Here is a 16,582-nt window from a genome sequence, read left to right as displayed (position 1 = left end):
AAATCTTCGGGTGTGAAGATGTCTTCGCATTTTGTTTCTTTAACAAGGAATTGACCTCCTCTAATGATATTATTCATAATTCTTTTGTTTTATATTTCTAGCTTGTCATTTCGAACAGCGTGAGAAATCACATTATATTTAGTTAATTTTATGAGATTCCTCCTTTATCGGAATGACAAAATAGGAAATGTTTTTTTTTACTTCAAAAATTCAAAAACTCCAGCAGCTCCTTGTCCGGTTCCTACGCACATTGAAACAATACCATATTTGCTATTTCTTAATCGCATTTCGTCAAACAATTGAACCGATAGTTTAGCACCTGTGCAACCTAGTGGATGGCCTAAAGCAATGGCACCACCATTTACGTTTACGATTTCTGGATTTAAACCTAATTCTCGAACAACTGCCAATGATTGTGCTGCAAACGCTTCGTTTAATTCAATTAAATCAATTTGGTCTTGCTTTAACCCCGCTTGTTTTAATGCTTTTGGAATTGCTGTTACTGGACCGATTCCCATAATTCTTGGTTCAACTCCAGAAGCCGCATAGCTTACCATTCTTGCAATTGGCTCTATGTTTAATTCTTTTACCATTGCTTCGCTCATAATTAAAACGAAAGCCGCTCCATCACTCATTTGAGAAGAATTACCTGCGGTAACCGATCCATCAGCTGCAAAAACAGGTTTTAATCCTGCTAAAGCTTCAACTGAAGTACCAGCTCTTGGGCCTTCATCTTTATTTACAATATATGATATAGTCTCTTTTTTACCGTTTTCATTTACAAATATTTGTTCCACTGTGATAGGTACAATTTGTTTATCAAATTTACCATCCGTTTGCGCTTTTAAGGCTTTCATGTGTGATTGAAAAGCAAACTCATCTTGATCGGCACGAGAAACGTTGAATTGGTTAGCAACCGCTTCAGCCGTTAACCCCATTCCCCAATAATAATCTTCGTGACCAGCAGCCGTGATTTTATAATCTGGAGTAGGTTTGTAGCCTCCCATTGGAATAAAACTCATGCTTTCTGCTCCACCAGCAATGATACAATCAGCCATTCCTGATTGAATTTTAGCAGTTGCCATAGCGATGGTTTCTAATCCAGAAGCACAATATCTATTGACTGTAACGCCAGGAACATCGGTGATTTTTAATCCCATTAATGAAATTAACCTTGCTACATTCAAACCTTGTTCAGCTTCGGGCATGGCATTTCCTACCATGACATCATCAATACGGGTTTTATCAAAATCTGGCAGCTGCGCCATCATGTGTTCGATGGTTTCTGCTGCTAATTCGTCTGGTCTTTTGAATCGGAAAACGCCTTTTGGTGCTTTTCCTACTGCGGTTCGGTAACCCGAAACTATATATGCTGTTTTACTCATAGTTATCTTTATTTAGTATATTGTATTGTTGTATATTGTATATTGAAAAAAATGAACAGTTATATTTTCTTTTTAATTGAACTTTTTAGCTTAATTAACATATTTTGAATGTGTTGTATTTCTGATTCTAGATATTTAAAATCTTCATTATTAATAAATTCTAAATTTTTGCAAATAATTAATTGAGTTTCAAATTCGAAAGCAGAACCTAATGAAATCCCTAAAAAATTATTGAAATCTTTATCCGTATTTCTTCCACAACCTTCTGCAATATTTGATGGAATAGAAACGGCACATCTTCTTATTTGAGAAGCTAAACCATAAATTTCTTCTTTAGGAAAAGATTGAGATTTTAAATATGTTTCCGTAACTAATTCAATAGCTTTTTGCCAAACTTTTAATTCTTTAAAATAATTCATTAATACCAATTTACATTATACAATTTTACAATATACATTATACAATTAGTTGCGTAACGGTTTCCCCTTAGTCAACATATACTGAATTCTTTCTAACGATTTTCTTTCACCTGTTAGTGATAAAAATGCTTCTCTTTCTAAATCCAATAAGTATTGTTCAGAAACTAGCGTGGCTTCTGATAAATCGCCACCCGCCATTACATAAGCTAATTTGTTGGCAATTTTTTTATCGTGTTCAGAAATGTATTTACCCGCTTCCATTTGGTCAGTTCCAACTAAGAACATACCTAAAGCTTGTTTTCCTAATACTTTGATATCTTTTCTTCTAACAGGTTGTGTGTAGCCTTGCTCTGCCATTTGTAAAGCTACTTGTTTCGCTGTCGCAATTTGGCGGTCTTTATTTACAACTACTATGTCTCTACCTTTTTGTAAAATGCCAATATCAAAGCCTTCATAAGCCGAAGTTGCTACTTTTGCCATTCCCACAGTTAAGAAATATTCTTGTAAAACGTTTAATTCTACATCGTTTTTACGGAATAAATCAGAAGCTCTCAAAGCCATTTCTTTAGAACCGCCACCACCAGGAATAACTCCCACACCAAATTCTACCAGTCCAATGTATGTTTCTGCTGCAGCAACCGCTCTGTCAGAATGCATGACTAATTCACAACCACCACCAAGGGTCATTCCGTGAGGAGCAGCGATAACAGGAATTGAAGAATAACGACAACGCATCATGGTGTCTTGAAACATTTTAATAGCCATGTTTAATTCTTCATATTCTTGTTCGACTGCCATCATGAAAATCATTCCTAAATTAGCTCCAACAGAGAAATTTGCACCCTGATTTCCAATTACTAAACCATTGTATTCTTTTTCAGCAATATCAATAGCTTTGTTGATTCCTTGTAAAACACCGGCGCCAATAGAATTCATTTTTGATGTAAATTCTAAATTGATGATGCCATCACCTAAATCGGTAATGATTGAATCGCTATTGTTCCATATTTTTTTGCTGTTGCGAATGTTATTTAAGATAATGAAGGCATCTTGACCTGGAATTTTCTCTACCATTTTGTTAGTGATAGAGTAGAAGTGTGTTGATCCATCTTTAACTGAATAGAAAGATGTGTTTCCAGTAGCTAACATTTCGCTAATCCAAGATGCAGGATGATAACCTTCCGCTTGCATTAATTCGATTCCTTTTTCCACTCCGATGGCATCCCAAATTTCGAATGGACCGTTTTCCCAACCAAATCCAGCTTTCATAGCATCGTCGATTTTGTAGAAAGCATCTGTGATTTCAGGAATTCTATTGCAACAATATTGAAACATTGAAGCGAAGTTTTTTCTATAAAATTCGCCTGCTTTATCTTTTCCAGTAATTAAAACTTTGAATCTATCAATTGGTTTTTCAATCGTTTTTGTTAATTCTAAAGTTGCAAAAGATGCTTTTTTATTAGCTCTATATTCTAAGGTGTTTAAATCTAAAGTTAAAATGTCTTTCCCTTCTTTTTTATAGAAACCTTGTCCTGTTTTGCTTCCAAGCCATTTGTTTTCCATCATTTTATTGACAAATTCAGGAAGTTTGAATAATTCATGTGCTTCGTCAGTAGGGCAATTTTCATAAATTCCGTTCGCAACATGCACTAAAGTATCTAAACCAACCACATCAACTGTTCTAAAAGTAGCAGATTTTGGACGACCAATTACTAGACCTGTTAGTTTATCTACTTCTTCAACGGTTAATCCCATTTCCTTAACTTGGTGGAACAAACTTTGAATTCCGAAGATTCCGATTCTGTTTCCAATAAAAGCTGGAGTATCTTTTGCAACGACTGAAGTTTTTCCTAGGAATTTTTCGCCATAACTGGTTAAGAAATCTAGTACTTCATTAGAAGTTTTCGGTCCAGGTATGATTTCAAATAATTTCAAATAACGTGCTGGATTGAAAAAGTGCGTTCCACAGAAATGTTGTTGGAAATCGTCACTTCTTCCTTCGCTCATGAACTGAATTGGTATACCAGAAGTATTTGATGTGACTAAAGTACCGGGTTTTCTGAAATTATCAATTTGTTCAAAAACTATTTTTTTGATGTCTAAACGTTCTACTACTACTTCGATAATCCAATCTACATTGGCAATTTTAGACATATCATCAGTGGTGTTTCCTGTAGTAATTCTTGAAGCAAAATTTTGATGGTAAATTGGTGAAGGTTTTGACTTAAGAGCGTTAGCTAAATGATCATTTACTATGCGATTTCTTACTTCTTTGTGATCAAGTGAAAGCCCTTTTTTTTCTTCCGCCTCTGAAAGCGAATTTGGAACAATGTCTAAAAGCAACACTTCTACACCAATATTCGCAAAGTGGCAAGCAATTCCGCTACCCATGATTCCAGATCCTATGACTGCAACTTTTTTAATGCTACGTTTCATTTTTATTTTTTTATATGGGGTTGTTTTTAAAACTATATGTATTATTTATCTCTAAAAATTTTCTTATCCGTAATCAGTTGATTGATTATTTCTGAAACTTCTATAAAGTTTTTTAATTTCTCATCTGATAAGTTAGCTTTAACGGTATCATTAAATAATAAAACGGTATTTTTAGAAAGTTCTCGTTTTTCTTTGCCTAAATCGGTTAAATAAATTAGAACGCCTCTTCCATCAGCAGGATTCTTTTTTCGAAAAATTAATCCTTTATCTTCCATTGATTTTAATGTTCTTGTCAAGCTTGTTGCTTCCATTCCCATTTTTGGTCCTAATGTAGTTGATGGGATCCCTTTTTCTTTATCAATAGTAAGTAATGCAAATCCAGTTGCCATCGTTGCTCCATATTTTGTAGCTTCTTCATTATACATTCTAGCAACTGCTTGCCAGGTATATCTCAATATATAATCGATTGTTTTATCTTGCATAATCTAATTTTGTTCAAATATAAAAAAAAATACTATGCGCGCATAGTATTTTAGTATTTATTTATGATTGAATTAAAAATTTAACATTTTAATAATAAAGTCTGCCATAAGACAGACTTTAATCTATTGTTAACCGTATATTTTTGTGTACAAATCGTTGTATTTTTCTTTAATTACTTTACGTTTTAATTTCATTGTTGGTGTCAAATGGCCGCCATCAATAGACCACACATCGGGTGTTAACTCAAAGCGTTTTACTTTTTCCCAACTTCCAAAGCGTTCATTGTAATGTTCAATTTCTTCTTGAATTCGTTTTATTAAAGTAGGATTTGTGATTATTGCTTCATTAGTTGTTCCTAATTTTGCTTCAGGATGTTTCAAACCCCATTCTTTAATAAAATCGAAGCTTGGTTGTATAAAAGCGGCTGGCATTTTTTCACCATCACCAATAACCATAACTTGTTCAATAAATCGAGATTGTTTAAATGTGTTTTCTAGTAATTGTGGTGCAACATATTTACCTCCTGAAGTTTTGAACATTTCTTTTTTACGATCGGTGATTTTTAAAAAACCTTCATTATCAAATTCTCCAATATCACCAGTGTGAAAATAACCTTTTTTGATTGCCTCATTGGTTTGTTCTTCATCTTTGTAATATCCAATCATTACATTCGGACCTTTGCAAAGAATTTCTCCATCAGCAGCAATTTTAACTTCCACACCATCAAGAACTTTTCCAACAGTTCCTGCTCTAAATCCTTTATTTCTCATGTCATTTACAGAAATTACAGGAGAAGTTTCTGTTAATCCATATCCTTCCATAACAGGTATTCCTGCTGCGGTAAATACTTTAGTTAACCTAGGTTGTAATGCAGCACTTCCAGATACCAATAATTCTAGTTCGCCTCCAAGTGCTTCCTGCCATTTTGAAAAAATTAATTTACGTGCAATTTTAAGTTGGAATTCATAAAACCAGCCATTTTCTTTATAAGGTTTATAGTTCATTCCTAACTCTAAAGCCCAAAAGAATAATTTCTTTTTAACACCCGTTAAATCAGCACCTTTTGCATATATTTTATCATAAACTTTTTCTAACAAACGAGGAACAACTGACATTACATGTGGATGAACTTCTTTTAAATTGTCTGATATTTTTTCGATGCTTTCTGCAAAATAGATTGATATTCCATAATACTGGTACAAATAGGTAAGCATTCGTTCAAAAATATGACAAATAGGTAAGAAACTTAATGCTCTTGTGCTTCCTGCTCTTAATGGAACTCTTGGTGCGCTCATTAAAACATCGGATACAATGTTTTGATGTGTTAGCATTACACCTTTTGGTTTTCCGGTTGTTCCAGAAGTGTAAATTATAGTAGCTAAATCGGTCGTTGCAACATTGTTTTTTCGATCTTCAACAACATCTTGATTTGATTCATCTGCTCCAAGTTCAAGAATTTCTTGCCAATTTTTACAACCTTTAATTGAATTGTAGGAAAAAATCTCTTTTAGATTTGGTATATTTTTTTTAACAGCAATTAATTTATCATAAACTTCTTGATCCGAAACGAAACAATACGAAGATTCAGAATGGTTTAAAATGTATTCATAATCTTCTGACGTTATTGTTGGATACATTGGAACCGTTTGGGCACCAGTTTGAAGAATCCCAATATCGGTTATATGCCATTCGGTTCTATTGGTGGATGAAATAATGGCTATTTTATCGTTTTTGTTTACCCCTAAACGAAGCAGACCTCTAGAAATAGCGTTTGCTTTTTCAAGATATTCTTTAGTAGATGTTTTAACCCATTCGTTATTGTATTTTGTAACAAGTGCGTCAGATAAATTGTGTTTTTCCAATTGATAATATGGAAAGTCGAATAAACGTGTAATATTTGTCATAATTCACTATTAATATTTTCATGCAAATTAAAAAAATAAAATGTAAAAAACAATTTTGATTTATTGATATTTTTTATGTCTTCAATAAATTATTCTAATAAGGAGAGTGTGATGCAAATTATTGAAAGAATTGCAAGAAAAATTCCAATGTAATTTAGTTTTGAAAGTTTCTCTTTAAATATTAAAATTCCAGCGATACTGCCTAAAATAATGACTCCCATATTCATACCTGCAAATACGGTAGACGGATTGTTATGAAGTACTTTGTGGGCATTTAAATAAAATAGTATGTTTCCAAAATTTAAAATGCCAATCCCAATTCCCCAATAGCTGTTTTCTAATTTTATAGTTTCTTTTTGAATGAGAACTTTATATAAAACAATTAAAATGGATAGGAGTAAAGCGCCTCCAAAAATAAAAAATAAAATGGTAGTAAACGGGATCTCGCTTATAGTTGCCACTCTTTTAAAAAGCGTGTCTATAATTCCAAATCCTAAAAGAACGAGTATAGGATAAATCCAATTTGTGTTTGAATTTTTATGTTCAGTTTTTTTTGAAAGGGTAAAAAATATCGCTGAAAATCCAAAAATTAATCCGATAATTTTATAAATAGTAAAAGTTTCTTTAAAAATAAAATAGGCCGCTAAAATGGGAATAAAAAGGGACAATCTTTGTGCAATATCGGTTTTTACAATTCCTATATTTTTAATTGAAGCATTTTGAAAAAGAAATACAATTGGTAAAAGTATTGCTAGACTTAGTAACAATTCTATCGGAATCTTTTCGATACTTTCTTTAAATTGGGGTTTGAAAAAGATATAAGTTAAAACAAACGCTGTAGCATAATTCCAAGTGATTATTTGAAAAATATTTACTTGAAAACGTTTAGCAATTTTGAGCAGTATTCCTACTGAAACACTGCAAATAATACTTAATACAACATACCACATTATTGATTTTTTTAATCGAAATTTTAGTTACATTTGTGCAATATAATTAAAATTTAAATTAATGTATAGATTTTTTAGAGTTAATGAATATAAAGTTTTAGCCTACAGATTGTTGTTGGTTTATATAATGTATTTTGTAGCTAGAGTATTATTTTATTATTACAATAATGATTTGTTAGATGTTCATGGTTTTAACTCATTTATAGCTATTTGTTACCATGGTTTAGTGTTTGATACTACTGCAATTTTATACATTAATTCAATTTTTATATTGTTTTCAGTATTTCCTTTTTGGATCAATACAAAACCAGGTTATCAAAAATTTCTATTTTACTGGTACATGGTAACCAACTTAACTTTCTATTCATTAAACTTTGTTGATTTAATTTACTACAGATATAATTTTGCCAGAACGACTATGGCTGTTGTAGATATTTTGAAAAATGAAAAGTCCTTAACTTTTATGTTTATTAGATTTCTATTTACCTATTGGTTAGTATTTTTATTATTTATATGTATTTCCATTTTATGGATATTTTTATATAAGAAAATAAAAGTTGTCGAAATTCAAAACAAACCTAAAGTAATTCCCTATTTGTTGTCATCAATTATTGGAGTTTTAATCATTGCTACTTTATCTGTTGGAGGCATTAGAGGCGATTTTAAAAAGAGTACAAGACCAATCAATTTGGTAGATGCCAATAGATTTGTAAAAAAACCACAACAAGCTGATTTAGTTTTAAATACACCATTTGCTTTCTTAAGAACTTTAGGAGTTAAAAGTTTTAAAAAGACCAATTTTAATATTCCTGAAGCATTTGTTAATGCTGCTTTTAGTCCGATTAAACAATACAATAATAATCCTTCAACCCAACCCAATATTGTTTTAATTATTACAGAAAGTTTTGGAAGAGAATATTCGGGTGCTTTTAATAAACATTCAAATATCAAGGATTATGTGAGTTACACACCATTTATTGATTCTTTAGCGCAGCATAGTATGATTTTTTCAAATGCGTATGCCAATGGATACAAATCTATTCATGGAATGTCATCAATATTATCTGGTGTTCCTTCATTCAAAGATGCTTTTACGTCATCACCTTATGCAAAGCAAGATATTCAATCGTTAGTTTCAACGTTGAAAGATAAAGGCTATGATACCTCATTTTTTCACGGTGCACCCAATGGTTCAATGGGTTTTTTAGGTTTTGGAAATATATTAGGCTTTGATCATTACTATGGTATGGCTGATTATGGAAATGACGATGACTTTGATGGATCTTGGGGTATTTGGGATGAACCATTTTTTCAATTCATGAAGAACACTATCGATACTAAAAAAGCACCTTTTTTTACTACTTTATTTACTGTATCGTCACATGAACCTTATATCGTTCCTAATAAATATAAAAATAAATTTCCAACAGGGAATATACCAATGCACCAGTGTATCTCGTATACCGATTTTTCGTTTAAAAAGTTTTTTGAAGCTGCAAAAAATGAACCTTGGTATAAAAACACACTATTTATTATAACTGCAGATCATTGTAATCAAGTCAATTACACAGATTATTATTCAGAACAAATAATGAATCGTCTGGCTATTCCAATTCTTATTTTTGATCCCAATGGGAAGTATAAAGGTGAAAATACTGATTTAGCGCAACATATCGATATTTATCCTACAGTTTTGGACATGATTGGTTATAAAGATCCATTCAGGAGTTGGGGTTCTAGCTTGCTAGATAAAAAGCATAAAGATTTTGTATTTAATTATAATTCAGGGGTTTATTACTATGCTGAAGGAAAGTATATTTGTACTTTTGATGGTAAGAAAGCAATCGGTTTTTACTCAGCTACTGATAAAAAATTGACCAAAAATTTAATTAAGTCTAGAAATAAAGAAATGAATAATTTAGAATTATCTTGTAAAGCTTTTTTACAAGATTATTACCATCGAATTATTGATAAAAAATTAAATATAAAGTAATGAACTTCAAGAAAAAAATTGGGCTAGTTATTGTTGTTTTTATAACAATTGGCATTGGAAAATATGTATATGATATGCATATTAATCATAATTTTGAAACAATTACAGAAGGTAAAGTATATAAAAGTGGCGTAATACCTCCAGATGAAATTGAAGATTATGTAAAGGAATACAAAATTAAAAGTATTATTGATTTGCGTTTTCCAGGAACAGGTGATGAGGTGAATAATCCTGAAATTCCTGCTGAACTTACTGCTGAAAAAGAAGCTATTGCAAAAATTAAGGGCGTAAACTATTTTAATAATGGTTCTGATCAGGTGCCTGAACCGCATAATCTAGATACTTTTTTCAAAATAATGGATGATCCTAAAAATTATCCTGTATTAATTCATTGTTATCATGGCGTTGGAAGAGCAGAAATGTACTCTGCAATTTACAGAATAGAGTATGAAAATATGGAAAAGGATGAAGCTAGAACAAATACCCGATTGTTAACTAAATGGAGTTCATTTGATTTAGGAAAACCTAAAGGAGATTTTTTACATAATTATCAAAGAAGAAAAGATACATTAAAATAAAACTTACTGCTTTTGGGCAGTTTTTTTATGTGTTAAATTGAACGTCACCAAATTTCCAATTACTTAAATACCCTACAATAAAAAAAGCAAATACATACAATTCGAGTAAGGTTAAAAGAATAAATAAAATTACTCGAAAAGCAAAAGTACCTTTTTTGTAATACTCTTTAAATGTTTGATAATAGCTAAAGATTGGAAGTATAATAATAGTAATTCCAATAATTATTGTGAAAATTTTATAAATAATAGCAAAATATTCTGTAAATATTAAAAAAGAAACTATAGTGTCAAGTGTATTGATTAGTAATATTCCTAAGAATGTAATTCCTGCAATAATTAGATGTTCGCTGAAGTTTAATTTACGTTTTCTGAACAGAATAAAGCTGTTTATGGCAAATAGCGGAACGAATGAAAAAATTAAAATTTTAGCATTTTTCACCAAAAATGGTTGAAATTTATTACCAAAAGTATCATTTATTACTATAATTGGATGCTCAAAATATTCGGCGACTAATTGAGCATGATAATTAGATAAAAATAGATTTAAACCAATAAGCAATAAGATAAAATAAAAAACATTGTAATACCTAATTCTTTTACCTTCAATATAATCTAATGCTGCTTTTCCAGGGCGTATTAATGATTCTTTAGCAGTAAATAGCATTCCTTTTTCAACATGAAAAAGACCGTGCAAAAAATCATGTTTTATGAAATTTTTAAAGTCAATTCTATGAATAGCTGTTTTTTGTCCACAGTTACTGCAAAAATTTCCATTAACTACAGATTCGCAATTTAAACACTTTTGAGAGTGATTCATAGGGTATGATTTTGAATTATAATAATGAAAATATAAAATTATTTTTTGTTGTCAATCCATTTTCTAGCATTCACAAAGGCTTCTAGCCAAGGAGAAACGGCATCTTTTTGTTCTCTTTCTGGGTAATTTGCCCAATTCCAAGGGAAAGTAGAACGTTCAATATGTGGCATCATTACTAAATGACGACCAGATGTGTCACACATCATCGCCGTATTATAATCCGAACCGTTTGGATTGGCTGGATAGCCTTCGTAACCGTATTTTGCAACAATATTATACGCATTTTCAGGCATTGGTAAATTGAATTTTCCTTCTCCGTGCGAAATCCAAACCCCTAAAGTAGCACCTTCCAATGAAGAAAGCATCACCGAGTTGTTTTTTTGAATTTTTACAGAAGTAAAGCCACTTTCGTGTTTGTTAGAATCGTTGTGTTTCATTTTCCCGTGCACTTCGTGTTCTGGATTGATGAGTTCTAATTCCATCATCAATTGGCAACCGTTACAGATTCCAACAGAAAGTGTATCTTCTCTTTTAAAGAAGTTTTTTAAAGCGGTGTTTGCTTTTTCATTGTATAAAAAGGCACCTGCCCAACCTTTAGCGGAACCTAATACATCTGAATTAGAGAAACCACCCACAGCACCAATAAATTGAATGTCTTCTAAAGTTTCACGTCCCGAAATTAAATCGGTCATATGAACGTCTTTTACATCAAATCCTGCTAAGAACATCGCATTTGCCATTTCACGTTCGGAGTTACTCCCTTTTTCACGAATAATGGCAGCTTTAGGAGCCCCCTCCCGACCTCCCCCGAAGGGTGAGGAGAGTTTGCCGGTAAAATGTTTCGGAAAACTAAATTGTAAAGGTTGTTTATCGAAATTCTCAAAACGTTCTTTTGCTTTACCGTTTTTAGTTTGTTTTTGGTCTAATAAATAAGACGTTTCAAACCAAGTTCTTCGGTACGATGCAATATCCAAATTCCAAGTTCCAAATTCCAATTTTCCAGAATTTGTAACTTCACCAAGATTGAAAAATTCTACTTGATTTTCATTCAAATAAGCTTCAAATTCTTCATTATTAGCAGGTTGAACGACAACGCCGATATTTTCTGAAAATAATATTTTTATCAAATCTTTTTCCTCAAAACAATCAAAGTTTAATTTCATTCCCGTTTCCTCAAAGTTTGAGGTTCCCCCTTCGAGGGTTAGGGGGCTGAAACATAATTCTAATAAAGTAGTAATCAATCCACCGCTACCAATGTCGTGTCCAGCTTTTATTTTTCTTTCTTTAATTAACTCTTGTAAAGTGTTGAACGCTTTCTTGAAGAATGCAGCGTCTTTTATAGTTGGTGTTTCAGTACCAATTTTATTTTGCGTTTGATAAAATGAAGAACCTCCTAATTTAAATGTATCTTGTGATAAATTGATGTAGTAAATATTTCCGCTCCCGAGGCTTCGGGATTGTAAAACAGGTTCCACTACTTTAGTAATATTCGAACAGTTTCCAGCTGCCGAAATAATAACCGTTCCTGGTGCAATAACTTCGTCATTCGGGTATTTTTGTTTCATTGATAAGGAATCTTTTCCTGTTGGAATATTGATTCCCAATTCGATAGCAAAATCCGAACATCCTTTTACTGCTTCGTATAAACGGGCATCTTCGCCTTCATTTTTACACGCCCACATCCAGTTTGCCGATAAAGAAACCGAAGCTAAACCGTCTTTTAATGGTGCCCAAACTAAATTTGATAACGATTCTGCAATTGCATTTCTACTACCTGCTACAGGATCAATTAAAGCTGAAATAGGAGCGTGCCCAATGGAAGTGGCAATTCCTTCTTTTCCTTTATAATCTAAAGCCATTACACCTACATTATTTAAAGGTAATTGTAATGGACCTGCACATTGTTGTTTGGCTACTTTTCCACCTACACAACGGTCTACTTTATTAGTTAACCAATCTTTACAAGCCACGGCTTCTAATCGTAAAACGTGATTTAAATAGGTTGGAATTTCACTGGCTTTATATTCTGAATTACTATAATTTCTTGTAATTGTTTTGTCGTTCATTATGGTTTTTGGCGAACTACCAAAGAAATCTTCTAAAGCATAATCCATAGGTTTTTCACCTGTCGATTTTGATTCAAAAGTAAATCGATGGTCGTTGGTTACATCACCCACTTCATACATTGGTGAACGTTCTCTATCGGCAATGCGTTGTAACGTTTCGATGTCTTTTTGACCAATAACCAAGCCCATTCTTTCTTGCGATTCGTTTCCGATAATTTCTTTCGCAGAAAGGGTAGGGTCGCCAATTGGTAATTTGTCTAAATCAATTAAACCACCTGTTTCTTCCACCAATTCCGATAAACAATTTAAATGTCCACCCGCACCATGGTCGTGAATTGAAACAATCGGGTTGTTATCACTTTCTACCATACCACGAATGGCATTGGCGGCACGTTTTTGCATTTCTGGATTGGAACGTTGGATAGCATTTAGTTCAATTCCTGAACCAAAAGCACCTGTGTCTGCAGAAGATACTGCGGCACCACCCATTCCAATTCTATAATTTTCTCCACCCAGAATGACAATTTTATCACCTGCAGTTGGTTTCTTTTTTATCGCTTGGTCTAATTTTCCATACCCAATTCCACCTGCTTGCATAATTACTTTATCGTAACCTAATTTGCGCGCTGCTTCTTCGTGTTCAAAAGTTAAAATAGAACCCGTAATTAAGGGTTGCCCAAATTTATTTCCAAAATCGGATGCTCCGTTTGAGGCTTTAATTAAAATATCCATTGGCGTTTGGTACAACCAAGGGCGAGCTGCCATATCGTTTTCCCAAGGGCGTTCTTCATTTAATCGAGAATAAGAAGTCATATACACCGCAGTTCCTGCTAAAGGCAAAGAACCTTGTCCACCAGCTAAACGGTCACGAATTTCTCCTCCCGAACCCGTTGCAGCACCATTAAAAGGCTCAACAGTTGTAGGGAAATTATGTGTTTCTGCTTTTAATGAAAGTACCGAATCAAATTCTTTTTCTTCATAAAAGTCGGGTTTGTCAGCGCTTTTTGGTGCAAACTGGGTTACTTTTGGACCTTTAACAAAAGCCACATTATCTTTATATGCCGAAACGATATCATTAGGATGGGTTTCAGATGTTTTTCTAATTAATTTGAATAACGATGTTGGTTTTTCTTCGCCATCTACAACAAAAGTTCCATTGAAAATTTTGTGACGGCAGTGTTCTGAATTGGCTTGTGAAAAGGCAAAAATTTCAGAATCGGTTAGTTTTCTATTTAATTTAGTAGCTAAATTATTTAAATACTCAACTTCTTCTGGGTTCAATGCCAACCCTTCAGTTTTGTTATATCCCGCAATATCGTCAATTTCTAAAATAGGTTCAGGTTGAATATTTATGGTGAAAATATCTTGATGTAATTCGGAATATTTTTGAAACAACATCGGATCAAAATCATTGAAATCTGAACTTACTTTTTCAAATTCTTCAATTCTGATAATTCCTGAAATACCCATATTTTGCGTAATTTCAACGGCATTTGTACTCCAAGGAGTAATCATTGCGGCACGAGGTCCAACAAAAAAATCCGCAAGTACGGATTTTTCTATTTTATGTGCGTTGGCAAAAAGCCAATTTAATCTATTGATGTCTTCAGTCGATAAGTTGTGTTGCGTTTGTACCGCAAAAACAGTATTGGATTGGTTTCCGAAGAAATGAATCATTGTGTAGTTATTTTATTCCGCTGCGCTCCGTACAATTCGGCTTCGCATCGGGTGTGTTGTTGTTTGTAAGTGCAAATTTATTTTAATTGTTTGAACAAACAAAATTTAACGCCTACGAAATAGATAAAATTTAATCAAATAGTGTCCAATTGTATGCACCCATATCCGTTGGACTTGTTCTATTCCGATTTAAAAGATCGTTAAAAGTGGAATATTGTGTTTTTGCAGTTCCTTTAGCTGCCGAATTTTCTCCAATTCTCAACAAGTTATTTGTTGGATTTTCAAAATCAGGTTTATTTATGGAACTATTAGTTGCAATTAAACAAGAAGTAAACAAATTAACATTCGAAAATTGATATAATGGATTGGAAGTAAACAGATTACTATAATCTATAAATTTTATTAAGCAATGGTCAAAATGGTAATTAAAAGGTGTTGTTGTACCTTTCTTTTGCAGGTTTATTGATAAATTACTTGATCCGTAAATGATGCAATTTTTAAAATTTGCTTTTATTAAAGGTTCAATTGTATATCCTGAAGTTGTTTTAATATAATCATCCAGAACTACTGCTGTTTGATTGGGAGTTGACCAATAATTTGCAAAAGTACAATGTGTAAATTCATAACTACCGCCAAAACTTCCTGCAAATGACGCTTGACCAGACTTGTTGATAACTACGTTTTTTCCTTCAATAGTACCTGTTCGGGCTAAAATTCCAACATTCGAACAATTATAAATCTGACTATTTTCAATAGATAGAGTAGGAGAAGTTGTACCATCATTCCCGGTAACCAATAATCCAACGGTAGCATTTTTTATCGTTAAATTTGAAAGTTGATTATTTGTACTTCCTTGACTGAACCAAATAGTTCCCCATTGACCAGGAACTTCCGAAAAATCGGGTTCTAAACGATCGCCTTCAAAAATAACTTCATTTTCTAATTCTGGAGTAGTTGAATGAGCTCCATTTACATGAATGGAAGCATTATTTGCAACTATTAAGCCCGATTCTGCATGAAAATGAATTCGAGCGCCCGCATCAACAACCAATGTTTTATTAGAAGGAACAGCGGCATAACCATACACAACATAGGGTTTAGAATTGGTCCAATGCAATTCATTTCCGTTCATTGGATTACTTTCCTCTAAAAAACGACCACGAATTGTAACTGGATTTCCATCACCATCAAGACCTAAGTTTAATTCATCGTAAGTATAACTTTCATCAGGATTTTGAAATCTTCCAGGATAAATAAAATAAGCATCTTGTATTAAAGTAACCAATTCCACTTTTTGAGTGTTTGATCCTTCACCAAATAATATTTGGTCAGTATACAGAAAATCAGTAGTGTTAGCATCAATTACATTAGCGGTTACTTCAACAAAGATAAACATGCTATCTTTTGCTAATAGTTCTACATTATCAAACACTTTTCCAGGAATTCCATCGACCATCATTCGGTATTTTGATGCTTCACCCTTAGCTAATTGTACTTTTGGAATCGAAATATTTTTATCGCTTTTATTGTATACTTTTAAGGTGTAAGTACTTGAACCGATGTTCGTAAAAACAGTGTCTAAATAAACGGTATCTTTTGAAAAACTAAGGTTTCCGGTGCTTGATTCAAACTCAAAATCATTTCGACATGAAGTTAACGATACGGCAAATCCAACTAAGATTAAAAGTAATAAACGACGCATGTATGGTGTAATTTTTGTAAATGTACTTATTAATTTGATTTTTTAAAAAATAAATCAGCTATTATCATCTACTAAAACGAAAAATATTCTATATTATTCTAGCAATAATGATTAATTTTACAAAAAAAATAATACCATGTTTGATAGAGATACCATGTTGCAATTGTGTAAT

General features: G+C 32.5%; 11 protein-coding genes. 2 read left to right on the top strand and 9 right to left on the bottom strand.

Going from position 1 to position 16,582, the window contains the following annotated elements:
• Nucleotides 1-197: 197 nt before the first annotated feature.
• The 6 genes from ACIQZC_RS04150 to ACIQZC_RS04125 form a co-directional block, all read right to left on the bottom strand.
• Entirely contained in the window at nt 198-1,385 is a 1,188-nt protein-coding gene (locus ACIQZC_RS04150) for an acetyl-CoA C-acyltransferase (protein WP_396137980.1), read from the bottom strand.
• Between the two features lie 59 nt (nt 1,386-1,444).
• On the bottom strand, nt 1,445-1,804 hold the full coding sequence (locus ACIQZC_RS04145; RefSeq protein ID WP_396137979.1) for a four helix bundle protein: 360 nt from the start codon (nt 1,802-1,804) through the stop codon (nt 1,445-1,447).
• A 45-nt stretch (nt 1,805-1,849) separates the two neighbouring features.
• Nucleotides 1,850-4,240, bottom strand: coding sequence for a 3-hydroxyacyl-CoA dehydrogenase NAD-binding domain-containing protein (locus ACIQZC_RS04140; RefSeq protein WP_396137978.1), 2,391 nt, complete (start codon nt 4,238-4,240; stop codon nt 1,850-1,852).
• A gap of 41 nt (nt 4,241-4,281) precedes the next feature.
• Complete coding sequence (locus ACIQZC_RS04135; RefSeq protein ID WP_396137977.1) at nt 4,282-4,722, bottom strand: MarR family winged helix-turn-helix transcriptional regulator; 441 nt, start codon at nt 4,720-4,722, stop codon at nt 4,282-4,284.
• A gap of 129 nt (nt 4,723-4,851) precedes the next feature.
• Complete coding sequence (locus tag ACIQZC_RS04130) at nt 4,852-6,627, bottom strand: AMP-dependent synthetase/ligase (RefSeq protein ID WP_396137976.1); 1,776 nt, start codon at nt 6,625-6,627, stop codon at nt 4,852-4,854.
• Nucleotides 6,628-6,716: 89 nt separating this feature from the next.
• Complete coding sequence (locus ACIQZC_RS04125; protein WP_396137975.1) at nt 6,717-7,577, bottom strand: EamA family transporter; 861 nt, start codon at nt 7,575-7,577, stop codon at nt 6,717-6,719.
• Between the two features lie 61 nt (nt 7,578-7,638).
• Here ACIQZC_RS04125 and ACIQZC_RS04120 point away from each other — a divergent pair, with 61 nt between their 5' ends.
• Both ACIQZC_RS04120 and ACIQZC_RS04115 read left to right on the top strand, forming a co-directional pair.
• Nucleotides 7,639-9,570: an LTA synthase family protein gene (locus ACIQZC_RS04120; RefSeq protein ID WP_396137974.1), complete on the top strand. Its 1,932-nt coding sequence runs from the start codon at nt 7,639-7,641 to the stop codon at nt 9,568-9,570.
• Nucleotides 9,570-10,148 carry a dual specificity protein phosphatase family protein gene (locus tag ACIQZC_RS04115; RefSeq protein WP_396137973.1) on the top strand — a complete coding sequence of 193 codons (579 nt, stop codon included), beginning with the start codon at nt 9,570-9,572 and terminating at the stop codon, nt 10,146-10,148. Before ACIQZC_RS04120 ends, ACIQZC_RS04115 begins: the two co-directional genes overlap by 1 nt.
• A gap of 25 nt (nt 10,149-10,173) precedes the next feature.
• Here ACIQZC_RS04115 and ACIQZC_RS04110 read toward each other — a convergent pair whose 3' ends face one another.
• The 3 genes from ACIQZC_RS04110 to ACIQZC_RS04100 form a co-directional block, all read right to left on the bottom strand.
• On the bottom strand, nt 10,174-10,965 hold the full coding sequence (locus ACIQZC_RS04110; RefSeq protein WP_396137972.1) for a DUF3667 domain-containing protein: 792 nt from the start codon (nt 10,963-10,965) through the stop codon (nt 10,174-10,176).
• 38 nt (nt 10,966-11,003) lie between these two features.
• Complete coding sequence (gene purL / locus ACIQZC_RS04105; protein WP_396137971.1) at nt 11,004-14,708, bottom strand: phosphoribosylformylglycinamidine synthase; 3,705 nt, start codon at nt 14,706-14,708, stop codon at nt 11,004-11,006.
• A 130-nt stretch (nt 14,709-14,838) separates the two neighbouring features.
• Nucleotides 14,839-16,410 (bottom strand): hypothetical protein, encoded by a 1,572-nt coding sequence (locus ACIQZC_RS04100; RefSeq protein ID WP_396137970.1) that lies wholly within the window; start codon nt 16,408-16,410, stop codon nt 14,839-14,841.
• Between the last annotated feature and the right edge of the window lie 172 nt (nt 16,411-16,582).

This window comes from Flavobacterium sp., assembly GCF_044338735.1.
In the GTDB taxonomy this organism is placed as follows: Bacteria; Bacteroidota; Bacteroidia; order Flavobacteriales; family Flavobacteriaceae; genus Flavobacterium.
This window is presented reverse-complemented; position numbering and strand designations above follow the sequence as displayed.